Annotated in this window: 20 protein-coding genes and 1 pseudogene; 10 read left to right on the top strand and 11 right to left on the bottom strand. The window is 68.7% G+C overall.

Annotation, left to right across the window (positions count from 1 at the left end; all coding sequences use genetic code 11):
* Positions 1 to 118: 118 nt before the first annotated feature.
* Positions 119 to 2,569 carry an ATP-dependent DNA ligase gene (locus CFN17_RS08315; RefSeq protein WP_395926874.1) on the top strand — a complete coding sequence of 817 codons (2,451 nt, stop codon included), beginning with the start codon at positions 119 to 121 and terminating at the stop codon, positions 2,567 to 2,569.
* On the opposite strand, the gene CFN17_RS08310 is transcribed toward CFN17_RS08315, so the two are convergent.
* Positions 2,566 to 2,820: a hypothetical protein gene (locus CFN17_RS08310; protein WP_208750940.1), complete on the bottom strand. Its 255-nt coding sequence runs from the start codon at positions 2,818 to 2,820 to the stop codon at positions 2,566 to 2,568. The genes CFN17_RS08315 and CFN17_RS08310 overlap by 4 nt on opposite strands.
* Before the next feature lie 408 nt (positions 2,821 to 3,228).
* Between CFN17_RS08310 and CFN17_RS08305 the strand changes: the two genes are divergently transcribed.
* Both CFN17_RS08305 and CFN17_RS08300 read left to right on the top strand, forming a co-directional pair.
* Complete coding sequence (locus CFN17_RS08305; protein ID WP_208750939.1) at positions 3,229 to 4,830, top strand: MFS transporter; 1,602 nt, start codon at positions 3,229 to 3,231, stop codon at positions 4,828 to 4,830.
* Between the two features lie 171 nt (positions 4,831 to 5,001).
* A complete protein-coding gene (locus CFN17_RS08300; RefSeq protein ID WP_208750938.1) occupies positions 5,002 to 6,057 on the top strand; it encodes an FUSC family protein in 1,056 nt (351 codons plus the stop codon).
* 12 nt (positions 6,058 to 6,069) lie between these two features.
* Here the strand turns inward: CFN17_RS08300 and CFN17_RS08295 are convergent, their stop codons facing one another.
* The 9 genes and pseudogenes from CFN17_RS08295 to CFN17_RS08255 all read right to left on the bottom strand — a co-directional run bounded on the left by CFN17_RS08295 (position 6,070) and on the right by CFN17_RS08255 (position 14,902).
* A complete protein-coding gene (locus CFN17_RS08295; RefSeq protein WP_208750937.1) occupies positions 6,070 to 6,852 on the bottom strand; it encodes an SDR family oxidoreductase in 783 nt (260 codons plus the stop codon).
* Between the two features lie 25 nt (positions 6,853 to 6,877).
* Positions 6,878 to 7,642: a hypothetical protein gene (locus CFN17_RS08290; RefSeq protein WP_208750936.1), complete on the bottom strand. Its 765-nt coding sequence runs from the start codon at positions 7,640 to 7,642 to the stop codon at positions 6,878 to 6,880.
* A gap of 95 nt (positions 7,643 to 7,737) precedes the next feature.
* Positions 7,738 to 8,082 carry a GNAT family N-acetyltransferase gene (locus CFN17_RS08285; RefSeq protein ID WP_208750935.1) on the bottom strand — a complete coding sequence of 115 codons (345 nt, stop codon included), beginning with the start codon at positions 8,080 to 8,082 and terminating at the stop codon, positions 7,738 to 7,740.
* The gene (locus CFN17_RS08280; RefSeq protein ID WP_208750934.1) at positions 8,079 to 9,419 is read right to left on the bottom strand and encodes an acyltransferase; all 1,341 of its coding nucleotides are present in this window, start codon (positions 9,417 to 9,419) and stop codon (positions 8,079 to 8,081) included. The genes CFN17_RS08285 and CFN17_RS08280 overlap by 4 nt, the downstream gene beginning before the upstream one ends.
* 126 nt (positions 9,420 to 9,545) lie before the next feature.
* Positions 9,546 to 9,938 carry a DUF1304 domain-containing protein gene (locus tag CFN17_RS08275; RefSeq protein ID WP_208750933.1) on the bottom strand — a complete coding sequence of 131 codons (393 nt, stop codon included), beginning with the start codon at positions 9,936 to 9,938 and terminating at the stop codon, positions 9,546 to 9,548.
* A 29-nt stretch (positions 9,939 to 9,967) separates the two neighbouring features.
* The gene (locus tag CFN17_RS08270) at positions 9,968 to 10,852 is read right to left on the bottom strand and encodes a class II fructose-bisphosphate aldolase (protein ID WP_208750932.1); all 885 of its coding nucleotides are present in this window, start codon (positions 10,850 to 10,852) and stop codon (positions 9,968 to 9,970) included.
* Positions 10,852 to 12,318 carry a GntP family transporter gene (locus tag CFN17_RS08265; protein WP_208750931.1) on the bottom strand — a complete coding sequence of 489 codons (1,467 nt, stop codon included), beginning with the start codon at positions 12,316 to 12,318 and terminating at the stop codon, positions 10,852 to 10,854. Before CFN17_RS08265 ends, CFN17_RS08270 begins: the two co-directional genes overlap by 1 nt.
* A gap of 203 nt (positions 12,319 to 12,521) precedes the next feature.
* Positions 12,522 to 13,280: pseudogene (locus CFN17_RS08260) on the bottom strand (NAD(P)-dependent oxidoreductase); the annotation flags it as partial.
* A gap of 92 nt (positions 13,281 to 13,372) precedes the next feature.
* Positions 13,373 to 14,902, bottom strand: a complete 1,530-nt coding sequence (locus CFN17_RS08255) for a four-carbon acid sugar kinase family protein (protein ID WP_208750929.1) — start codon at positions 14,900 to 14,902, stop codon at positions 13,373 to 13,375.
* A gap of 183 nt (positions 14,903 to 15,085) precedes the next feature.
* Between CFN17_RS08255 and CFN17_RS08250 the strand changes: the two genes are divergently transcribed.
* A complete protein-coding gene (locus tag CFN17_RS08250) occupies positions 15,086 to 15,796 on the top strand; it encodes a FadR/GntR family transcriptional regulator (RefSeq protein WP_208750928.1) in 711 nt (236 codons plus the stop codon).
* Between the two features lie 57 nt (positions 15,797 to 15,853).
* Here CFN17_RS08250 and CFN17_RS08245 read toward each other — a convergent pair whose 3' ends face one another.
* Entirely contained in the window at positions 15,854 to 16,111 is a 258-nt protein-coding gene (locus CFN17_RS08245) for a metal-sensitive transcriptional regulator (protein WP_018774886.1), read from the bottom strand.
* 155 nt (positions 16,112 to 16,266) lie between these two features.
* Between CFN17_RS08245 and CFN17_RS08240 the strand changes: the two genes are divergently transcribed.
* The 6 genes from CFN17_RS08240 to CFN17_RS08215 all read left to right on the top strand — a co-directional run bounded on the left by CFN17_RS08240 (position 16,267) and on the right by CFN17_RS08215 (position 21,892).
* Positions 16,267 to 17,196 (top strand): SGNH/GDSL hydrolase family protein, encoded by a 930-nt coding sequence (locus tag CFN17_RS08240; protein WP_208750927.1) that lies wholly within the window; start codon positions 16,267 to 16,269, stop codon positions 17,194 to 17,196.
* A 52-nt stretch (positions 17,197 to 17,248) separates the two neighbouring features.
* Positions 17,249 to 17,458: a dodecin gene (locus CFN17_RS08235; protein ID WP_208750926.1), complete on the top strand. Its 210-nt coding sequence runs from the start codon at positions 17,249 to 17,251 to the stop codon at positions 17,456 to 17,458.
* 100 nt (positions 17,459 to 17,558) lie between these two features.
* Positions 17,559 to 18,530, top strand: coding sequence for an aldo/keto reductase (locus tag CFN17_RS08230; RefSeq protein WP_208750925.1), 972 nt, complete (start codon positions 17,559 to 17,561; stop codon positions 18,528 to 18,530).
* Between the two features lie 215 nt (positions 18,531 to 18,745).
* Positions 18,746 to 19,009, top strand: coding sequence for a GlsB/YeaQ/YmgE family stress response membrane protein (locus CFN17_RS08225; protein WP_208750924.1), 264 nt, complete (start codon positions 18,746 to 18,748; stop codon positions 19,007 to 19,009).
* Between the two features lie 156 nt (positions 19,010 to 19,165).
* Positions 19,166 to 19,585, top strand: a complete 420-nt coding sequence (locus CFN17_RS08220; RefSeq protein WP_208750923.1) for a hypothetical protein — start codon at positions 19,166 to 19,168, stop codon at positions 19,583 to 19,585.
* A 429-nt stretch (positions 19,586 to 20,014) separates the two neighbouring features.
* On the top strand, positions 20,015 to 21,892 hold the full coding sequence (locus tag CFN17_RS08215; RefSeq protein ID WP_208750922.1) for an HNH endonuclease signature motif containing protein: 1,878 nt from the start codon (positions 20,015 to 20,017) through the stop codon (positions 21,890 to 21,892).
* The last annotated feature ends 6 nt before the right edge of the window (positions 21,893 to 21,898 follow it).

The raw sequence follows: 21,898 nt of genomic DNA, 5'->3' as shown, positions 1-21,898 counted from the left end.
AAGGCCCCCACGGGACACCCCGCCGGGCACCGGGCCGGACAGCTCAGACCCTGCCAGCGGCAGGCAGCGGGTCCGGGTCGGGGGCCGCGAACTCGTCGTGACCAACCTGGATAAGGTCATGTACCCGGAAACCGGCACCACCAAGGCTGATGTCCTGGCCTATTACGCCGCCGTGGCGCCCGTGCTCATCCCGGCCGTCCGGAACCGGCCCGCCACGAGGAAGCGCTGGGTCCACGGTGTGGGCACGGCCGAGGCGCCCGGGCAGGTCTTCTTCCAGAAGAACCTGGACGAATCGGCGCCCGGTTGGATTGCCCGGGCGGCCATCAGGCACAAGGAGCACACCAACCAGTACCCGCTGGTCAATGACGCTGCCACCCTCGCCTGGCTCGCGCAGATCGCCGCCCTGGAAATCCATGTCCCCCAGTGGCGGGTGGATTCGCACGGCAACGCCCTGCCGCCGGACCGGATGGTCCTGGACCTCGATCCCGGCGACGGGGCCGGGCTCGCGGAGTGCGTCGCGGTGGCGGGACTGGCCCGCACCATCCTGCAGGACGTGGGCCTGGATCCCGTGCCGGTGACCAGCGGGAGCAAGGGCATCCACCTGTACGCCGCACTGGACGGGACCCGCACCTCGGAGCAGATCTCCGACTTCGCCCACGAACTGGCCCGGGCCCTGGAGGCTGACCACCCGGAACTGGTGGTCAGCGACATGAAGAAAACCCTGCGCACCGGAAAGGTCCTGGTCGACTGGAGCCAGAACAGCGCCGCGAAGACCACCATCGCGCCCTACTCGCTGCGCGGCCGGCCGCGGCCCACCGTCGCCGCTCCTCGGACCTGGCGCGAGCTCAGCTCCCCGTCCCTTCGCCAGCTGGATTTCCACGAGGTCATGAAACGGGTGCAGTCCGGCAAGGACCCGTTCGCCACGGTCTCCGGCGGCCGGGCCGACACCGATCCGCGGCTGGATTCCTACCGTGACAAGCGGGATGCCGCCGCCACCCCGGAGCCGTTCACGGCGGGGCGCAGCGGCGCCGACACAGACACCGGTAACGGAACGCTCCGCGAGTCCTTCGTCATCCAGGAACACCACGCCCGGCGGCTGCACTTCGATTTCCGGCTGGAGCGCGACGGCGTGCTGGTGTCCTGGGCGCTGCCCAAGGGCGTCCCGACCAGCAAGTCCACGAACCACCTCGCAGTGCAGACCGAGGACCACCCGCTGGACTACGGCACTTTCGAGGGCGTCATTCCCCAGGGCCAGTACGGAGCCGGGACGGTCAGCATCTGGGACCACGGTTACTACGAATGCGAGAAGTGGATTGCCGGCAAGGAGATCATCGCCACGCTGACCGGCGCCGAAGGCGGCGGCCTCGGCGGCAGCCGCCGGTTCGCCCTTATCCACACCGGGAAGGCCGATGACCAGTGGCTCATCCACCTCATGGACCCGGCGGGCGCGGGCAGCGGGCACCGGGCGGCAGGAGGCGACCACGACGCCGGCCAGGCGGCTTCCGGGGGCCCCTCCAGCGCCGCCGCGGCTGCCCCGGACCCGGCACCAGGTCCTTCACCGGGCCCTCCGCCCGATCCCTCCGGGTTCAGCCCGATGCTGGCCAGCGCCGGGACCGCCGCGGACCTCGCGGACAAGGACTGGCAGATCGAACTCAAGTGGGACGGCATCCGGGCACTGGTCATCGGCGATGCAGCAAGAATCCGGCTCATCAGCCGCAACGGAATCGACATGTCCGCAAGCTACCCGGAACTGACGGACCGGGCACTGTGGCCGGGCCAGGACTTTGTCGCCGACGGTGAGATCATCGCCGTCGGACCCTCCGGCCGACCGGATTTCGGCCTGCTGCAGGGCCGGATGAAACTGACCAAGCCTGCCGACGTCGCGAAGGCGCAGGCGGCGACGCCGGTGCGGCTGATGCTCTTCGATCTCCTCCTCGACGCGCGCCAGGACCTGCGGCCGCTGCCGCTGTGCGAGCGCCGGCTGCGGCTCGAGCAGTTCTTCCGCCCGACCGGCGCCCCGGTGGAACTGTCGGGAGTGGTCGCAGGCCTCACGCAAAGCACCGACATCGCGTACGTGCTCGAAAGCGCCGCGGAACTCGGGCTGGAGGGAGTCCTGGCCAAGCGCACGGACGGCCGCTATGTGGGCCAGCGCAGCAAGTCCTGGCTCAAGCTCAAGGTCGAGCGGACCCAGGAGGTGGTGGTCGGCGGTTGGCGCCCGGGCAAAGGCGAGCGCCGGGACACCGTCGGCTCGCTGCTCCTGGGAATCCCGGACGGCTCAAAACTCCGGTACGTGGGGCGCGTGGGAAGCGGCTTCAGCGCCCGCGAACTGAAGGAACTGCGGCAACAGCTCGATGCCCTGTCGCGGAAGACCTCACCGTTCCAGGACGTGCCGGACGCTGACGCCGCAGACGCCCACTGGGTGCGGGCGAAACTCGTCGGCGAGGTCACTTACGGGGACTGGACGGGCGGCGGGAAGCTCAGGCACCCGGTGTGGCGCGGCTGGCGTCTGGATAAGACGCCAGCCGACGTGGTGGTCGAATCCGCTGGCGGCCCTGCCGCCGGCCCCTAATCGTGGTGCGGCATCTGCGGGCGGCTCTGCCGGTGGATCGCCGCTGCAGCCACCTGCTGGCCCTGCCGCCCGCGGGCAGTATCGCGGTCCTTGGGATGACGGTGTTTTCCGCTGCCGTCTGGCCATTGCTGCCCCTGCGCCGGAGGCGGCACACGGTCCAGCCCTTCCGGGCCCGGCGCTTCCGTCATGGACTGCGCCAAATGGCTCGCGACCTCGGGCTCGATTTCTTCTCCGAACTGATGATCCGGCATTGCTCTTCCTTTCCGCTGAGAATTACCGCTGTGAAATGAAGTGTTCATCAATCGTAGGACTGCCGGGTTGAGATGTCTGTAGCGACCGTCGGCGGACGCGCCTTCGGACCTTCATTCGGGCCTTCGTTCGGACCCTCAACTCAGCCCGGATCCTGCCCGAAACGCCCGCAGGAACGGGTCGCTGGAGAAAAAATTTGGCGGCCCTGCCCCGCACAGCGGCGCTTCCCAGTAATAGCGCGGGAAAACGGGGCAAAAGAATTGGGTGAATTGCGCCGAAATCACGCCGGAAATGCGGGATCATACGGCACCGAACTCGGAAACGCCAGAGAAATCCCGTAAAATTGATAGCCTGCCCGGAGCGGGGCAGCTACAAGTCGCAAGCAAATGACCTCCACAGGAGTTGCCCAAATGCCCACAGACCGAAGCACGACCGACTCTTCAGCAGGCGTTTTGAACGCCAGCGGAACTAACCAAGTCGCATCCAAGGGTGCGAAGAAACCAAAGCTGCGCCGCCGTCGGCTGCGCGAGTCCGACGTCAACGTTGTCGACCAGCCCATGCTCAAGAAGGCGCTCGGCGGCACCATCGTGGGTAACACCATGGAGTGGTACGACGTCGGCGTGTTCGGCTACCTGATCACCACCATGGGACCGGTGTTCCTGCCCGAGGCGGACAAGTCCGTCCAGACCCTCTTCCTGCTCGGCACCTTCGCCGCCACCTTCATCGCCCGCCCCCTCGGCGGCGTCGTGTTCGGCTGGCTCGGCGACAAGGTCGGCAGGCAGAAGGTGCTCGCCGCAACCCTGATGATCATGGCCGCCAGCACGTTCGCCGTCGGCCTCCTGCCCGGTTACGCACAGATCGGCATCTGGGCCGCCGTCCTGCTGGTCTTGTTCAAAGTCATCCAGGGCTTCTCCACCGGCGGCGAGTATGCCGGTGCCACGACCTTCGTGAGCGAGTACGCCCCGGACAAGCGGCGCGGATTCTTCGCCAGCTTCCTGGATATGGGCAGCTACCTCGGCTTCGCCCTGGGCGCAGCCCTCGTTTCGGTACTGCAGCTGACCCTCGGCCAGGACTCGATGGAGCAGTGGGGCTGGAGGATTCCGTTCCTCATCGCCGGCCCGCTCGGCCTGATCGCCGTGTACTTCAGGAGCAAGATCGAGGAGTCCCCGCAGTTCCAGGCCACCCTGGACGCCCAGGAGAACCTCGCCAAGGAGGCAACCGCCTCGGACGCCGCCGCTTCCAAGGGCCCGGTGGGCATCGTGAAGGCCTACTGGCGCTCCATCATCGTCGCCATGATCCTGGTCGCCGCAGCCAACACCGCCGGCTACGCACTGACCTCCTACATGCCCACGTACCTGACCGAATCCAAGGGCTACGACGAACTGCACGGCACCCTGCTGACCATCCCCGTGCTGGTCATCATGAGCCTGTGCATCCCGCTGACCGGCAAGCTCTCGGACCGGATCGGCCGCCGCCCCGTGCTGTGGATCGGTGCCATCAGCACGGTGGTCCTGGCCACGCCCGCGTTCCTGCTGATCGGTATCGGCGAAATCTGGTCCACGCTGGCCGGCCTTGCCCTGATCGCTTTCCCGGTGACGTTCTACGTGGCCAACCTGGCCTCGGCCCTGCCGGCCCAGTTCCCGACCGCCAGCCGTTACGGCGCCATGGGCATCGCATACAACTTCTCCGTGGCCATCTTCGGCGGCACCACTCCGTTCATCGTCGCGGCCCTCATCTCGGCCACCGGCAATGACATGATGCCGGCGTACTACCTGATGGCCACCTCGGCGATCGGTGCAGTGGCGATCTACTTCCTCAAGGAATCCGCCCAGATGCCGCTGCCTGGCTCCATGCCGAGCGTGGACACCGAGGCCGAGGCCCGCGAACTGGTCAAGACCCAGGACGAGAACCCGCTGATCGACCTCGAGCACATGGACATGCCGATGGTCGCGGCGCCGGGGGACGCCACCGCACACCGCGGGGACGCCGGGAAAGTTCCGGCCGGGGCCTGATCCTGCCCGTTCCGGCCAGGCAACGGTAGTTCACACTTCGTAGCCCCCAGCCCCGCCCTGTGAGGCCTGTTCCGTATGCTTACCCATTGGGGGATGCATACGGGGCAGGCCTTAAGCGTGCCCGCGCCACCCTCAGCCGCCGGGTAATCCGGAGAAAGCCGAGAGACAGTTGTGACCACCCTGCTGCGCCACGTCCGTTCGCTGCACAGCCTGGCGCCGGCGAACAAGGACCACGTCTCTGCGTGGCGGGTGGCGATCGGCGTGGCCGTGCCGTCTCTGGTGCTGCTGGCGGCCGGGCGGCCGGAGCTGATCGGCTATGCGGTCTTCGGCGCCCTGACGGGCATGTACGGCCGCACCGAGCCGCACCAGCTCCGGCTCCGTCACCAGGGCCAGGCAGCGCTCCTGCTGCTCGCCGGCGTCGGAATCGGCGTCTTCCTTGCCGTCCAGCACATCCACTCGTGGGCGCTGGTGATCACAGAGGTCCTGTTCGCCGGTGCGGGGTCGCTGTTCGCGGACAAGGCCACCCTGAAACCTGCCGGGCCCTTCTTCGGGATCCTCGCGCTGGGCGCGTGCGCGTCCGTTCCCGCCGCTGTTCCCTGGCATGCGGCCATCCTGATCGCCGCCGGATCGGCGGCGTTTTCGATCATGGTCGGGTTTGGCGGCTGGTTCCGTGGCCGCACCTGGCACCGCGGCCGGCGCCGGGAGACTCCGGTCTTGCGGGGCGCACGCCGCCGGGCGGCGTGGCTTCATGCGGTCCGCTACATGGCCGCCGTCGGGGTTGCGGGAACCATCGGCGTGCTCAGCGGCAGCGGACACCCGCATTGGGCCATGGCCGCGGCGGCGGTTCCGCTGGCCGGGGCGGACCTGCCCAGCAGCGTGTACCGCGGCATCCACCGGATTGTCGGCACGCTCCTGGGGCTCGTGGTGGTTGCCGCCGTCTTGTTCCCCTGGCCGGGGTCCCCGCTGCAGGCCTTCCCCGGACACCAGGCTGCGGTCCTTTCCTGCCTGGTAATCGTCCTGCAGTTCAGCACGGAGCTGTTCATGACCCGGCACTACGGCCTCGCTATGGTCTCCTTCACGCCCGTGATCCTGCTGATCGGGCAACTCGCCGCGCCGGCCGACCCCGGCGTGCTGGTCACCGAACGCGCCGTCGAGACCCTGGTGGGCGCCGCCGTCGGCATCCTCGTGGTGGCGCTCATCAGGCGCAGGCGCCCAACCGTCCCCTGATGTACCCGGCGCCTACTTGGCCCGCCGCGGCGGGCCGGCGACGAGCCGCGGCGGGAGTACCCGGGACACCGAGGTCAGGATCTTGTAGCGCCTGCTCGGGACCGAGACGGCCTTGCCTTTGGCGTTGTCAGCCAGTCCCTCGCTGACCACCTGACGGGCATCGAGCCACATCCAGCGCGGCGCCACGGTTTTGTCCATGCCCATTCGGTCGTGGAACTCGGTGTGCGTGAAGCCCGGGCAGACGGCCGTCACCTGCACCCCGCGCGCCGCGTAGGCCATGTTGGCCCAGCGCGAGAAGCTCAGCAGCCAGGCTTTCGCGGCCGAATAGGTTCCGCGGGGCAGGAACGCCGCCACGCTGGCGACGTTGATGATCCTGCCGGACTTCCGCGCGAGCATGCCCTGCAGGGCGGCATGGCTGAGTTCCATGGCCGTCTCAACGTGGAGCTTCAGGTGCTTCTTCTCGTCGGCGATGCCGTTGTCCTCGAAGGACCGCAGCAGCCCGATTCCCGCGTTGTTGACCAGGATTTCCACGGGCCGCGCAGGATCCGAGAGGCGCGCGACGACGGCGGCTACCCCGGCGTCGTCGGTCAGGTCCGCGGCGATCGTCTCTGCCGCGGCCCCGTAACGGTTTTCCAGTTCCGCCGCGGTGGCCGCGAGGCGGCCGGCGTCGCGCGCCACGAGCACGACGCGGTGGCCCTGTTCTGCCAGCTGGCGGGCGAACTCGGCGCCGAGGCCGGCTGTTGCGCCGGTGACGAGGGCGGTGCTGCCCGCCGGGGAGGCTGTCTGTGGGTTCATAGCGACAGCCTAGCCCCGCTCGCGCTCAGGCCAGGGCCGTGTCCGGCGCAATCTGGTCCTCGTCCGGACCGGTTTCCTCCGTCAGGTGGCGGTACTGCAGCTCTTCGGCTGCGAGCTCGTACCAGGTGTGCGCCCCGAAGGACGGGTTGCTGGTGTCCAGGTGCCGGTACAGGGCGTCCGCGAGCTGGCAAAGCGCCGTGTCGGACAGGGCCTTGACCGTGGCGCCCGGATCCAGTGTGCCCTCGAAGTACTCCGAGAGCGCCAGCCCATTGACAAGGTCAAGGTCGTTGACGCTGCCGGTTTCCGCGGGCAGCGGGCTGTTGGCATCTGCCAGCCCGGCGTCGGGGCCAAGATCGAGCAGTGCGCCGCCGGTCCCGCCGTCGCCGAGGGGTGCCGCGGGGAACCCGGTTTCGAGTCCGGCGAGGACTTCGGCTTCGGCACCCACGTGCAGGAGGCAGATCGGCAGATCGGCCGGCTCGTCGAGGGTGAGGCGGAGCGGCACTGCCGGAGCGGATTCCCCGGTGCCGGGTTCGCCGGTGCCGGTCTCCCCGACTGCGGGCACGGGTCCGGCGGCCACCAACCGGCGCAGCTCCAGCAGGATTTCCGGGTCAAGGTGGGACGCACCGTGGAGGTCGATCACCACCTCGACCCCCGCACCGAGCCGGCAGGCGCGGCGCACAATATGCAGGAGGGCAGCGGAATCCGACGGGGTCACGCAGCCGCTGATTTCGAGAGTTACATGTCCGGGATCGACGTCCACACGGACAAGCACACGCAGTTTATGGTTCATGGGGGTTCTCCAAAGGGGCCTGTCCAAGAGCCAGCTGCATAACTCTGCTCAAACCTTACGAGGTTGTTGCCCTGCTCACAAGCCGGGGCAGGCGGCTAAGCTCCCTCGGGTACCCTTTCCGGCCAGTCCACGTACTGGTGGTACGCCTCGTGCCGGCGCAGGTAGCGGTACATGAACGGGCAATTCGGGATGATCCGCTTGCCGGAGGCGACGACGTCGTCGAGGGCGAAGTGCGCCAGCACCTTGGCGAGCCCCTGGCCCTGGAACTGCGGGGCCGTGTCCGTGTGGATGAAGTCGATATGGCCCGGCCTGTCAATGAAGCGCACCTGGACGGCGAGCTTGCCGCCGGCGTGGAGTTCATAGCGGTGCAGCTCGTCGTTGCGGGTGGTGGCGACGTCCGGGCTGAAGGTGTCTTCCGTGGCTGCCGAGTTCTCCGTCATGGTTCGACATTGGCACTTAATGGCGGGTGTGGCAATGGCGGTTCTGATCCGCCGGTCCGGCCGGCCGGGGTCGTGAGCCGGGCAGGCACGCGGCCCAGCAGCACGACCGCGAGGGCGAAGCAGGCAGCGCCGCCGCCCAGCAACCCCAACGTGAGACCGTTGAGCGCCGCATTGACCGCCGGGACGAAGACGGCGACGGCGGCCAGCAGCACCGCGGCCGCCGGGCGGCCAGGGGCCGGGCCGGGCGCCGTCGGCCGGTCTTCCAGCCGGCCGAACAGTGCCACTATCGGCATCAGCAGCGCGATGACGGCCAGCAGCACCAGGGGTCGCCCCCACCACCAGCCCGCCGTGCCTCCGGCAGGCTGGGGAAAGTCCGTCAGCAGCAGCACTCCCGACATCGCCGCCAGCAGGGGCAAGTGCCACAGATAGACGGTCATGGACCGCCGCCCGGCCACGCCCACAAACCGGCGCACCCGGGCCAGGGATGCGATCCTGGACAGCCAGGGACGCAGGAACTGGAGGGCCGCGGCCTGCGAGATGCCCAGGAGCACCAGCGTCAGATTGGGCGGATTGAGGTTTACCAGCATGTTGCCGGAATAGAGCCCCAGCAGGACGAGCAAGCCCAACAGCATGTTGCTGGCCACGACGATGCCAAGCAGCGCGGGGCGGCCGGGCCTGAACGCCGGGTTGTCGGCCACGATGAATCCGAGCTGCTGCACGGCGCACCAGACGAACACCATATTCAGGTAAGCCAGTTCCGGGAGAATCCCCCGCAGGCAGTCGACGGCCACCACGAGGGAGATCAGGCCGGCCAGGGTCAGCCAGGGAGCGCGCCCGTGCAACGCCGCCAGCCACGGAAGGTTCAGCTGCGCTGCGAGGTACGCGGCCAGGAACCACAGCGGCATCCCCGCACCGCTGGTGAGCAGCTGGATCACCTGCGGGTCAACGCCTCTGAGCAGGGCCAGGGACAGGCCGGTGAACATCACGGCCAGCAGGACCGCGGCCGGGCGGATCAGGCGAAGCAGCCGGATCTGCATGAAGTCCGAGGCGGTGCCGCCGCGGGCGCGGAGCCGCCGCCAGGACTGCAGGCCGGTGATCCCGCCGGCCACGAAGAACAGCGGCATGATCTGGAGGACCCAGACGACGGGCTCAAACCAATGCTGGTTGCCCAGGGTGTTTTCGCTGGTCACGGTCCCGTCGGGGTGCAGGACCGGGCTGACCATCAGGATATGCCCGACCACCACCAGGGTCAGGCAGAAGAACCGGGCAAGGTCGATCACCGGGTCGCGGTCCGGCGTCGGGGCCGGCCCGCCGGCTGTCCGCTGCTGTGGAACCATGGCGCCCCCTGGGAAGGCCTGCTGTGTTGCCTCCATTGTCGGCCTTCGGGCGGCCGACGGCGAGGGGTACTACGGCCCGGGTCTCCGCCGCGGGACGCCGGGGCGGTCCGGGGCGGGACGCGGCAGTCAGGCGGTGAGCAGCCCCAGTGTTCCGAGGACGACGGCGAGCAGCGGCGTCGTGCCCTGCGTGGCCGCGGCACGGAGGTACTTCCCGCCGCTCAGGGCGAGGACGATCGAGGCCAGGAGCATGGAGCCGCAGGCGTAGAAGACCAGCGTCCAGCCCACGGCAGGGTGGCCCAGCGCAACGGCCCCGGTGCCGGCCAGGGCGCCAGCGGCGAGGAACAGATTGTAGAAGCCCTGGTTGTAGGCCAGCGGACGCGTGGTATCGGCATCTGCCTGCGACGCGATGCCGAACCGCTTCCACGTGGCGGGCCGTGTCCAGGTGATGGCCTCCATCGTGAAGATGTAGACGTGCAGCAGGGCCGCCGCGAGGGCGAACCCGAGGGAGGCCAGGATCATGGTCTGATCCTAGCCTCCCGTGTGGGCGCTTAGCGCGAGAGCGTCGCCAGGGCGGTGGCCGCGAACGTCCGGGCGGAGCCGTCCCACAGGCCCAGGAGCGCCTGCAGGTTCTCGCCGTCGGCCCGGTGGGCGGCGGTCTGCTCCTCGAGGACCGTCAGGACGCCGGTGCGCAGTTCGGTGTTGAAGTTGACCTTGCCGACGTTCATCGCGGCGGCCTTGACCAGTTCCTCCGCCGGAATGCCGGAGGCGCCGTGCAGGACCAGCGGGATCCGGGTCCGCACGGCGATGTCCTGCAGCACGTCCCAGCGCAGCCGGGGCTCGCCCTTGTACTTTCCATGGACATTGCCCACGGCCACGGCCAGCAACTGAGCACCGGTGCGGGCCACGAAGTCCTCCACCTGGCCGGAGTCCGTGAGGCCGGCTGCCGCGTCCGGCTCCAAACTGCCCGGGGCGTGGCCGGCGCCGTCGGCCTCGAAGGCCCGGTCCTCGTCCCCGGCGAGTCCGCCGAGTTCGGCCTCGATCACCACGTCGTGCCCCTGTGCCGCCAGGTCTTCACGGACGCTCCGGACCAGGGCAATGTTGTCCTCGTACGGCAGCGCGGAGCCGTCGACCAGCACCGAGTCGGCCCCGGCGCTGACGGCGTCGGCGATCACCTTCGGGTCGGCGGCATGGTCCAGTTGCACCGCGACGGGCACGGCGGCGGCATCGGCAAGTCCGCGGAGGGCGGCGATCAGCCGCAGCCCGTTCGGCGTGGCCGCCGTCTTGGGCGCGACAAGCAGGATGGCGCCCCGCCCGGATTCCTCGGCCGCCGCCACCACGGCGAGTGCGGTGGTGAAGTCGTAGCAGGTGAACGCGGGCACCGCCGAGCCCTGCTGCAGGGCGGCACTGACCAGGGTGTCGAGTCGGGCACGCATCAGGCGCTCAGGCCTCCCACCAGGATCCAGGCCGCGAACGTCAGGGCGAAACCGGCGAGCCCGAGGACCGTGGTGAGTACCGTCCAGGTGCGCAGGCCGTCGGCGACCGTCAGGCCGTAGTAGCGCACCACGACCCAGAAGCCGGCGTCCGTCACGTGCGAAAGCCCCAGCGCGCCGAAGCCGATCGCGATCACGATCACGGCAATCTGGGCCGGGGTGTAACCGCCGCCGGCGACAGCGGAGGACAGCAGGCCGGCCGTGGTGACAATCGCGACGGTGGCCGAGCCCTGGGCGGCGCGGAGGGCCAGCGAGATGATGAAGCCGAGCAGCAGCAGCGGCACGCCGAGCGTGTCGAGGGACTCGGAGAGTGCCTTGCCGATTCCGCTGACCTGCAGAACGCTGCCGAAGACGCCGCCGGCGGCAACAACCATGAGGATGGAAGCGATCGGAGGCAGGGCGCCTTCGAAGATTTCGCCGGTGTCCGTCAGCGACCACCCGCGGCGGACGGCCAGCAGGAAGAAGCAGAGCGCCACGGCGACGAGGAGCGCGAAGACGGGGTTGCCGACGAAGGCGGCGACGCCGTACCAGAAGTTGTTCTTGTCGATCACGAGGGTGCCAACGGTGCCGAGGAGGATCAGCACGATCGGGGTGGCGATGAGGAAGATGATCAGTCCGGGCCGGGGCGGGGCCATGGCCTTGCTGCCGGGGCCCTCATGGCCCACGCGGACCAGGGACTTGGAGCCGAACTCGTCCACCTGGGCCTTGACGGAGGGCAGCAGGTCGTAGTCCTTGCGGTTCATGATGGACGCGACCCAGTAGGACAGGAAGCCCAGCGGCACGCAGATCGTCAGCGAGATCAGGGCGATCAGTCCGATGTCGGCGCCGAGTACACCGGCGCCGGCCACGATGCCCGGGTGCGGCGGCACGGCCACGTGGATGGCCAGCATGATGCCGGCCATGGGGAGGCCGAACTTGACCGGGTGGACTTTTGCGATCTTGGCGAAGGCGTAGACGATCGGCACGAGGACGATGATGCCGACTTCGAAGAAGACGGGAATCGCGACAAGGAAGCCGACGGCGGTGAGGGCCACGGCCACCCGCGTCGCACCAAGCTTGGCGGTGAAGTGGTCAGCGAGCGACTGCACGCCGCCGGAGACTTCGATCATGCGGCCCAGGATGGCGCCGAGGGCGATCAGGAGGGCCACCTTGCCCATGGTGCTGCCCACTCCGTTGGCCACCACGGTGAAAACGTCCTTGAGCGGGATCTGCGCCGCCACGGCCACCAGGATGCTGACGGTCAGCAGGGCCACGAAGGCCTGGATCTTGAAGCGGATGATCATGAGCAGCAGCAGGGCGACGCCGGCAACCGCGATAGTCAGCAGCAGCGGAGTTCCCAGCTCCACGGCGGGCTTGATGACGGGCGCGTCGGCGGCGCGCACCATCAGGGGGTTGAGCAGGGGGGTCATGAAGGCTTGTCTCCTTTGACAGGAAGGTCGTTCGACGAGTCAGGCGTCGAGAGGGGGCGAGGAGTCCGTCGACGGCGGAGGGGGGACCGCCGTCGACGGCGTCGGGGGGCTAAGGGTCAGGCGGTGCGCTTGGTCGGTGCGACAACCTTGATGACGGCGGAGTCATCAGCGGCGGCGAGGCCCTGGGCCTGGCCGAGGAGGTAGAGCTGCTCTGCTGCGGCGGCGACGGGGGCGGCCAGGCCGGCCGCGCGGGTCGCCTTGCCGACGATCCCCATGTCCTTGACGAAGATGTCCAGGCGGCTGAGGACTTCGGCCCCGTTTTCAGTGTAGGCCTCGAGGATGCGCGGGCCGCGGTTGGAGAGCATGAAGGAGCCCGCTGCGCCGGCCTCGAGGGCCGCGAGGGTCTTGGCCTGGTCCAGGCCGAGGGCGTCGGCCAGCGCCATGGCCTCGGCGGCGGCGGCGATGTGGACGCCGCAGAGCAGCTGGTTGACGGTCTTGAGGGCCTGGCCGTCGCCGGGCTTGTCCCCCACGATCGTCAGGGTGGAGGCCAGGAGCTCCAGGACGGGGCGGGCGGTCTTGAGGGCCACCGGCTCGGCGCCCACAACGATCAGGAGGTCGCCTTCACCGGCGCGCTTGGGGCCGCCGGACAGGGGTGCGTCCACCAGGGCAACGCCGTATTCGGCGAGACGGGCAACGGTGGCCGGAATGGCGTCGGTGCCCACAGTGCTGCCGAGGATCACGACGGCGCCGGGCTTCAGCACGGAGGCCACGCCGTTTTCGCCGAAGAGCACGTCGTCCAGCTGCTCGCCGTTGCGCACTGCCAGCAGCAGTGCGTCGGCGCCTTCGGCGGCCTCACGGGCGGAGCCGAAAGTGCGGACGCCGGCGTCCGCGGCGAGCGCCAGCCGCGCCTCGGCGATGTCGAAGCCGTGGACGGTCAGCCGGGTGGCGAGGCGCGCCGCCATGGGCAGTCCCATGGCGCCCAGGCCCAGAACGGTGACTTGGTAATCGGTGGTCATGGTGTTCTCCAGTGAAATCGAAAGGTGGGGCGGGAGGCTTAGAAGGTGTTGCTGAGCTTGCGGGTGACCTGGGCGAGGGACTCGTCATCGCCGACGTTGCCGGCGAACACGATGTACGGGATGCCCTTCGCCGGGCCGTCCACCGGCTCCCACAGGCTGACGATGCCCGGCAGCATGGGTCCGCGGACGATCGCGTGGCGGATTTCCAGGCCGTGCGCGGCGACGTCCGAGGACGTGATGCCGCCCTTAGCGATCACGAAGCGGGGCGGGAAGGTCTTCAGCGTCCGGTTCACAACAGCGACGACGGCGGCGGAGACGGTGCGGGCGATCCGCAGGCTTTCGGCGGCGTCGTCGGTCTTGATGAGCAGGCGGCTCGTGTGGACGATCACGTCGCCGCCGTGAAGGGCCTCGACGACGTCGGACACAACGGTTCCGATGTAGGCGTCAGCTTCGGTGTCGGTCCCGGCGGCTGTGTGGTTTTCGGCTGTGTGGGTTTCGGCAACAAGTTTCTCGACATCGATCTCGATGATGCGCGCCGAGCTGTGCTCCGCCGTGAGGACGTTGAGTTGGCGGGTGGTGAGGCCCACGTGCGAGCCGACCACGATCAGGCCGCCGGCCGTGGAGGGCGTGTTGCCTTCGTAGGCTTCCTCGGAGGTGAGGGCCGTCCGGATTTCCTGGCCGATGCGGCCGCGGACAAACGGCGGCCCCACGCGGTAGAGCAGCTTCTTGCCGCGGCGTTCTGCTTCCTCGAGGCCGAGCGCCAGGGCGCGGAAGTCGTTCTCGGTCACGATGTCCGCCACGATCGGGGTGGAGTTGGTGGCGGACTCGATGGCGTCGGCGATGGCCTTGGCGGAGATGGCCGGGTCCTGGGCGGAGGCGCCGGCGCGGATGATGTTCAGGTCCAGGACGATCACGTCGCCGGCGGGGAACCGGCCCTGCGACTTCTCCTCCACGTACTTGGCCATCTCGGAGTTGGCGAAGCCGAAGCTTGCGTCCTTGGCGAATTCGGTCTCTGCCACGGGGGTGAGCCTGCCGGCGTCGTCCCCGGTGCCGCGCATGTAGTGGACGCCGCCGATGGTGACCCGCCCGGCGTCCGGGAAGGCCGGAACGATCACGACGCCGTCGGTGGCCTCGCCGGTTTCGGCGGCCACGGTGGCGGCGATGACGTCAGGTTCCAGCGGGTAGTGGCCGCGAAGGGTGGAGTCGCTGCGGCTGACGAAGCCCAACCGCACGTTGCCTGCTGCGGCGGCCAGCGCGTTGCGCACGATTTCCTCGTTGCGGGCCGCGGCTTCAGCCGGGTCCAGGCTGCGGGTGTTGGTGAGCACGTAGACCGCCGGCTTGGTCTGGTTCTCGCGGATGTGGGTGAAAGCCCAGGTGAAATCCGCGACGTCCCAGCGGGTGAGGACCGCGAGATCCGCCACGGACTGGGTGCCGGTGGGATCGTCGTCGAGCACAACCAGGACGCGGGGAGACGCCTCGGACGAGGCCGCCACGCTGTCTGCCACTAGCCGGGCGGGGATCTGTACTTCCGCGGGGAAGGCGGCCAGCACGTCTGCTTCGAGGGTCACTATGCACTCCGTTGTGTGGATGTATCGGTGAAGAGCTGCGGCTCTGCCGGAGCCGCGGCCAAAATGTAAGATGTCAGACATCTTGCATCTGAATGCTAGTGTGGCATATGGCACAACGACGCGCAAGTAGACTTGGCCAACAGGGAAGAGCATCAGGCAAAGCAGGTCGCTGGACGGGGAGAATTGGCTAGGAAATCGCTGGTCGGCGTAGTGGCCGACGAACTGCTGGACCGGATCATTGCCGGCGAATTCCCGCCCGGCGCGAGCGTCCCTGGCGAACTGGAACTGAGCTCCCGGCACGAGGTCAGCCGGATGACCGTGCGCGAGGCCATGAAGACCCTTGAGGCCCAGCGGATCCTGAGCGTGGAGCGCGGCCGCGGAACGTTCGTCAACCCCGTCAGCCGCTGGGGCTCGCTGGACGCCGTGCTGCGGGCGGCCTCGGAAGGCACGGACGATGCCGCCGCCGCCATTCAGCTCATCGAGCTTCGCCGGATGCTGGAAACCGGCGCCTGCGAACTGGCCGCGACGCGGATGGCGGATCCGGACATCCGGGCCCTCCGCGCGGACGTCGAAAAGATGCGGGCGGCGCACAAGGAAAGCGACCTCGCGGCCTTCGTCGAGGCGGACCTCGCCTTCCACGACCTCATCCTGCAGGCTTCGGAGAACGTGTTCGTCGCCGTCTTGTTCGAGCCGCTGCACCGCATCCTGGAAAAGCGGCGGACGGAAACCTCCAAGGTGCCGGACATCCAGGAACATGCCATCAGGCACCACCAGAACATCGTGGACGCCCTGGCCTCAAGGGACCCGCACCGGGCCAGGGACGCCATGGACGCACATATGCAGCAGACCCTTGATGACCTGAAGACCTACGTCCTGGGCGAAGCTACCGCCTGACGGGGGTCCGGAAACCTGCGCGGGCTGGCCATGCGCCGGCCCGTAACCTTGCGCGGCTCAGGCGAGGGAGAGGAAGAGCTTCTCCAGCTCGGCCCGGTCCAGGCTGGGGTCTTCCTGCTGCATGCACTGCTGCAGGCCGGTGGCGATGATGGAGAAGCCGGCCTTGTCCAGGGCGCTCGAAACGGCCGCCAGCTGGGTCACGACGCTCTTGCAGTCGCGGCCTTCCTCGATCATCCGGGTGACCGCCGCGAGCTGGCCCTGGGCGCGGCGAAGCCGGTTGATGACAGGCTTCATGTCTGTGGGATCGAGTTCCATTGGTTCCTCCGGGATCGGCGCGTCAGGATACCAGTATACCCCCCTGAGTATCCGAATTAGGGCGCGGCGTGTCTGGCCGGAGGCGGACCCCAGGGCCCCTCGCTAGGGGCCTTAGTACCTAGCGAGGCATAGATTATCGGCGTATTGCTGGTGATGTGAACGCCGCTAGGTTCCTCGAGCCGGACGCCGGCCATACCGGCTCCACCAACCCCGCCCCGGGGGCGCGGGACGTGCGGAGCCAGGGGGCCGCACGTGGGCAATCAGACGGCCGGAATGCACAAGCATGGAGCCGCTACGTCGCCCTGGGAGATTCCTTCACAGCCGGCGTCGGAGACCCGGAGCCCCTGAGCCCGGGCGGCATGCGGGGCTGGGCGGACCGCGTGGCCGAAGAACTCGGCGATGGGCACGGCGGGTTCGGCTACGCCAATCTGGCCATCAGCGGACTGGTCATGCGCGACATCTTCGACCAGCAGCTCGGGCCGGCACTGAGCCTCAAACCGGACCTCGTCACCCTCTCGGCCGGCGGCAACGATATCGTGTTCCACCGCGGCGATCCCGACCGGATGGCCGCCACCCTGGACGATGCCGTGGCTGCGCTCTCGGCTACCGGGGCCACTGTGGTCTTGTTTACGGGACCGGACTGGGGCGAAACCCCCGTCTTTGGGCACATGCGGGGCAAGGTCGCGGTGTTCAATGAACATATCCGCGTCATCGCCGGGCGGCACAACAGTGTCATCGCCGATCTGTGGGCCCTGCGGCAGCTGAGCGATCCCCGGATGTGGGATCCGGACCGTCTCCATTTTTCGCCCCTGGGGCACCACACAATCGCCACCATGGTCCTGGACACCCTTAGCGTGCCCCACCGGCTTTTGCCGCTTGAGCCGCGGCCGATGCCGCCCGGCAACTGGCGGGAAAACCGGGCCGGCGACCTGGCATGGGTGGCGCACTACATGTTGCCTTGGATGGTGAGCCGGATCCGGCCGCGCGCCGAACCCGCGCCCCGGCAGGCCAAACGTCCGCTGCCGGGCCCGCTCCCCGGGCTTCCCGCTTCCACACCCCTAGTCCGGCCGGGTTCCGTCGGCTAGTCTGCAGGAACGGCCCGCAGCCGGGCATCGATGGCGATCACGAGGAGCGAAGTTGTCTAATCACACTTACAGCATTTCTGAAATTGTCGGGACCTCGAGCGAGGGCATCGATGCCGCCGTCCGGAACGGCATTGCAGAGGCCGCCAAGACCCTGCGGAACCTCGACTGGTTCGAGGTGAAGGAAATCCGCGGCCACCTCGAAAACGGCCAGGTCGCCGACTGGCAGGTCACCATCAAGCTCGGGTTCCGCCTGGAGCGCTGATACCAGCTTCCCTAGCCGGTCCGGCGCGTGCCGGACCGGCTTCGGAGGGGAACCCGCTACACGTCAGGGCAGAGGAGGTCAGGGCGGAGAGGAGCGCTTCGTGCGCTATACGCATTTGGGCCGCTCCGGCCTGACGGTCTCGCGGCTGTGCCTGGGCACGATGAACTTTGGCCAGCAGACCGAGGAGGCGGATGCCTTCGCCATTTTGGACACCGCGCAGGCCGCCGGCATCAACTTCGTCGATACCGCCAACGTGTACGGCGGCTCGAGCCACCGCGGCTGGACCGAGGAAATACTCGGGCGCTGGTTTGCCCAAGGCGGCGAGCGCCGTGAGCGCACGGTGCTGGCCACCAAGCTGTTCGGCACCATGACGGACCGGCCCAATGAGTCCAAACTCTCGGCGCTGCACATCCGCCGGGCGCTGGATGCGAGCCTNAAGCGGCTGCAGACGGATTACATCGATCTCTACCAGTTCCACCACGTGGACCGGAACACCCCGTGGGAGGAGATCTGGCAGGCCATCGAGGTGGCCGTCCAGCAAGGAAAGATCCTGTACACCGGCAGCAGCAACTTCGCGGGCTGGCACATTGCGCGGGCCCAGGAGATGGCTGCCCGCCGCAACTACAACGGCCTGGTCAGCGAGCAGTCCATCTACAACCTGCTGACCCGGGACGTGGAACTTGAAGTTGTCCCCGCCGCCCAGCAATACGGACTGGGACTCCTTCCGTGGTCACCCCTGCACGGCGGACTGCTCGCCGGGGTGCTGAAGAAAGAGCGCGACGGCGTCCGCCGCACCGCCGGGCGCGCCCTCGAAGCGCTGAAGGCGCACCAGAAACAGATCCGGCGGTATGAGGACTTTGCCGAGGAGTTGGGCCAGGAACCTGCCAACGTGGCGCTGGCGTGGCTGCTCCATCAGCCCGCGGTCACCGCTCCGATCATCGGCCCCCGCACACTGGAGCAGCTCCAGTCCGCCATCGCGGCCCACAAACTGAAGCTCGACGCCGAGGCACTCAAGCGGCTTGACGAGATCTTTCCGGGCCACCGTACAGCCCCCGAAGACTATGCCTGGTAAGCCGCGGCCGACGTCGCGCGCCCTAGCGACGCTTCGATGTCCGCCGTATGAACTGTGCGCGAAATTTCCCGGCCACATCCCCGTGTTTCACCCCCGCCGGCGAAACACGCAGAGAGCCGGGTGGCTCTTTGATACTAAGCATGATTAGTATTGAGCCAGAAGGATGAAGCGTACCCGATGATCCGGGTGCCTCCTCAATGAAGAAGGAAACGATAATGGGTTTTTTCGCATTTCTGATTCTGGGCCTTATCGCTGGAGCCATTGCTAAGGCAATCCTCCCGGGACGTCAGGGCGGTGGCATCTTGATCACCCTGGTGCTGGGCGTCGTCGGCGCCCTTCTGGGCGGATTCATTGGCAGTGCGCTCTTCGGTGTTGGCATCAACGAGTTCTTCTCGCTGTCGACCTGGCTTCTGGCCATCGGCGGTGCGATCATCGTCCTGCTCGTTTACGGCATGATCGCCAAGCGTTCAGTCCGCTAAAGCGGAGCCTGACCGGAAAACCGGTCCCGGGATTTCCCGGGGCCGGTTTTTTCGCATCATGCGCCGGTCGTTTGGAGGCCCGTACCCCTTGGCCTTGCGGCCGTTTTCTGGAACATCCACGTTTTCACATAGATCATCAAGGAACAGGAGCACAGAATGAAGAACAAGCTTATTTTCGGCGCCGGCATTGCCGCAGGCTACGTTTTGGGCTCCCGGTCCGGCCGTGCCGCCTACGAGAAGCTCAAGGCCCGGACCGCGGAATTTTGGAACAGCAAGCCGGTCCAGGACAAAGTAGCGGCGGCGGCCGGAGCCGTCAAGGACAAGGCACCCGAGGTTTCAGGACAGCTCAGCGAAGCCGCCCGCCGCGCCGGAACCGTCCTCGGCTCCGCCGTCCACCGCGATCCGCGCCACGCAAACACGCCCGACGCATCCGCAGCGGCGACAACCGTGCCCGTAGCCCCCGACGTCCATTCAGACCCCGCCCTCACCGACCGGGAAGGACAGGACTGGTCTGACGAGGGCGGCGCCACCCCGGCCGGACCCGCCACCAGCGTCAACGCGGACAAGCTCACTTAGCCACTCCTGCTGGTTCGGCTGACAGGGTTCGGCTGACAGGGCGTCCCTACCCGCAGTTTCCCGCGCTCCACCGTCTTTGTCGTACCCCTTTGGCAAGGTGGAGTCATGGAAGCCACTGGAGAGTTCCTCCCGGGCCGGGCCGCCGGGCCGGGGGCCGTGATGGGCTCCGGGGCGGGGTCTGTGGCTGCTTCCGTCGCGGCTTCCGGGAGGCCTGTCTTGCGTCCCGATCCGGCCGGTGACCATTTTGTCGTACCCCTTTGGCAAGGTGGAGTCATGGAAGCCACTGGAGAGTTTCTCCCGGGCCGGGCCGCCGGGCCGGGGGCCGTGATGGGCTCCGCGGCTGCTACCGTGTCTGCGTCCGCGAGGCCGACCATGCGTCCCGGAGCGGCCGGCGATCATTTTGTCGGACCCCTTTGGCAGGGTGGGGTTATGGAAGCCGTCGGAGATTTCTTCCCGGATCGGGCCGCTGGACCGGGGTCCGTGATGGTTTCCGGGGCGGCTTCCGGGTCGGGGGTCGCGGCTGTGGTGGGCCGGGCTGTGGCGTTGCTGCGCACGGCCGCCGGGGACGCACATGCGGATGCGGCGCTGTTTGATTTTTTTGCGGCGGCCGATTTCGCCGAGCTGGTCGAGGGCCTGGCGTGCACGGCCGAGCATCTGCAAATCATCGCCGCGGCCGCGGTGGACCGGACCCGCCGCGAGGCGGCCGCGGCCCACAAGACCCCGAACGGCTGGGGAACCGAACCCGACACCGGCACCGGAACAGCGACCGGGGCCGGAACACCGACCGGGGACGGGTGGCCTGCGGGCTGGCTGACCGGCTGGACCGAGGAACCCGGCAGCACCCGCGGCGGGACCGACGACGGCGGCGCCAGCGGTAACGGCGCCGCCGGGGCCGGGGCGTGGGATCGCACGGCGCCCGCACCGGCCGCCGGCGCCGGCGCTGGCGTGTCTGCGGCCGCCGTGTGTGCGGTGGCCGATGACGGGTACCGGAACACGGCGGAGTTCCTCCGCGGCCGGCTGCGGATCAGCGCCCCGGAGGCCAGGCGCCGGCTCACGCTCGCGGCCGGGGTCCTGCCCCGGGCCGGAATGACGGGCCAGGCCCTGCCGCCGGCCCGGCCCGAACTCGCCGCCGCGGTCGCCGCCGGGATCGTCGCGTCGCGCACCGCGACGATCATCTCGCTGTCCCTGGAACGGGCCGGGCATGTGGCGCCGCCGGCCGCGGTGGACCGGATGGAACACGCCCTGACCCGCACCGCGGTGGAAAACGACGCCGATTTCCTGGCCCGGGTCGCGCGGCGCTGGCTCGATGCCCTGGACCAGGACGGGCCCGAACCGTCCGAGGAACTGCTGCGCCGGCGCCAGGGCGCCTTCATCCGCCAGCCCCGGCACGGGCTCCACCACGTGGAAATCTTCGCCACCGCGGACCAGTACGAACACCTCGCCACCGTCATGAACCTCGCCACCAACCCCCGCCTCCCCGGCCCCGGCGACACCGAAACCGCCGGCACCCCGGACAGCGGTCCGGGCACGGACGGTGCCGCCGGGGCATCAGGCAGCGGACCGGGCACGGACGGCACTTCAGACTGCGGCGGGGACGGGCCGGACCCGGTCGCGGCCAGGCTGGATCCCCGCACCCGCCCGCAGCGGCTCCTGGACGGCCTGGTCGGGGCCTGCAAGGCCGGCCTGGCCGCCGGAACCCTGCCCGCGGCCGGAGGGCTCCGCCCGCAGATCATGGCCACCATCAACTACCGCGACCTCCTGGACCAGCTCACCCCCACCGGCCTCACCACCACCGGCGCGGGCAAGGGCCCGGGCACCGGCGCCCCCGGCACCACCGGCACGGACGGCCGGGGCGGCACAGACAGCCCAGATGGGGCTCTGCCGGGGACCGGTTCGCTGCTGTTCACCGGCCCGGTCACCGCCTCGACCATCCGGAAGATCGCCTGCGACGCCGAGATCATCCCGGTCCTGCTCGGCACCGCAGGACGGGTCCTGGACATCGGCCGCGCCTCCCGGATCTTCCCGCCCCACATCCGCAAGGCCCTGATCGCCCGGGACCAGGGCTGCGCATTCCCCGGCTGCACCATCCCCGCCTCCTGGTGCGAGGCCCACCACATTGACTACTGGTCCCGCGGCGGCAGCACCGGCACCGAAAACGGCACCCTGCTCTGCTCCCACCACCACCACCTGATCCACAAAGAACACTGGACCATCCGCGTCCGCGCCGGCATCCCCTGGTTCATCCCGCCACCCCACATCGACCCCGCCCAAACACCCCGACGCAACAACTACTTCCGACTCGAATAGTTGACG

It is taken from the genome of Arthrobacter sp. PM3 (assembly GCF_003352915.1).
Lineage (GTDB): Bacteria > Actinomycetota > Actinomycetes > Actinomycetales > Micrococcaceae > Arthrobacter.
The sequence above is the reverse complement of the archived record's forward strand: the minus strand, read 5'-3'. Positions and strand labels throughout refer to the sequence as shown.

What these genes read in the sequence shown, in the direction of transcription:
- CFN17_RS08315 (WP_395926874.1), top strand. Translation starts at nt 119, where the DNA reads ATGTACCCGGAAACCGGCACCACCAAGGCTGATGTCCTGGCCTATTAC.
- CFN17_RS08310 (WP_208750940.1), bottom strand. Translation starts at nt 2,820, where the DNA reads ATGCCGGATCATCAGTTCGGAGAAGAAATCGAGCCCGAGGTCGCGAGC.
- CFN17_RS08305 (WP_208750939.1), top strand. Translation starts at nt 3,229, where the DNA reads ATGCCCACAGACCGAAGCACGACCGACTCTTCAGCAGGCGTTTTGAAC.
- CFN17_RS08295 (WP_208750937.1), bottom strand. Translation starts at nt 6,852, where the DNA reads ATGAACCCACAGACAGCCTCCCCGGCGGGCAGCACCGCCCTCGTCACC.
- CFN17_RS08290 (WP_208750936.1), bottom strand. Translation starts at nt 7,642, where the DNA reads ATGAACCATAAACTGCGTGTGCTTGTCCGTGTGGACGTCGATCCCGGA.
- CFN17_RS08285 (WP_208750935.1), bottom strand. Translation starts at nt 8,082, where the DNA reads ATGACGGAGAACTCGGCAGCCACGGAAGACACCTTCAGCCCGGACGTC.
- CFN17_RS08280 (WP_208750934.1), bottom strand. Translation starts at nt 9,419, where the DNA reads ATGGTTCCACAGCAGCGGACAGCCGGCGGGCCGGCCCCGACGCCGGAC.
- CFN17_RS08275 (WP_208750933.1), bottom strand. Translation starts at nt 9,938, where the DNA reads ATGATCCTGGCCTCCCTCGGGTTCGCCCTCGCGGCGGCCCTGCTGCAC.
- CFN17_RS08270 (WP_208750932.1), bottom strand. Translation starts at nt 10,852, where the DNA reads ATGCGTGCCCGACTCGACACCCTGGTCAGTGCCGCCCTGCAGCAGGGC.
- CFN17_RS08265 (WP_208750931.1), bottom strand. Translation starts at nt 12,318, where the DNA reads ATGACCCCCCTGCTCAACCCCCTGATGGTGCGCGCCGCCGACGCGCCC.
- CFN17_RS08245 (WP_018774886.1), bottom strand. Translation starts at nt 16,111, where the DNA reads ATGGAACTCGATCCCACAGACATGAAGCCTGTCATCAACCGGCTTCGC.
- CFN17_RS08225 (WP_208750924.1), top strand. Translation starts at nt 18,746, where the DNA reads ATGGGTTTTTTCGCATTTCTGATTCTGGGCCTTATCGCTGGAGCCATT.
- CFN17_RS08220 (WP_208750923.1), top strand. Translation starts at nt 19,166, where the DNA reads ATGAAGAACAAGCTTATTTTCGGCGCCGGCATTGCCGCAGGCTACGTT.
- CFN17_RS08215 (WP_208750922.1), top strand. Translation starts at nt 20,015, where the DNA reads ATGGAAGCCGTCGGAGATTTCTTCCCGGATCGGGCCGCTGGACCGGGG.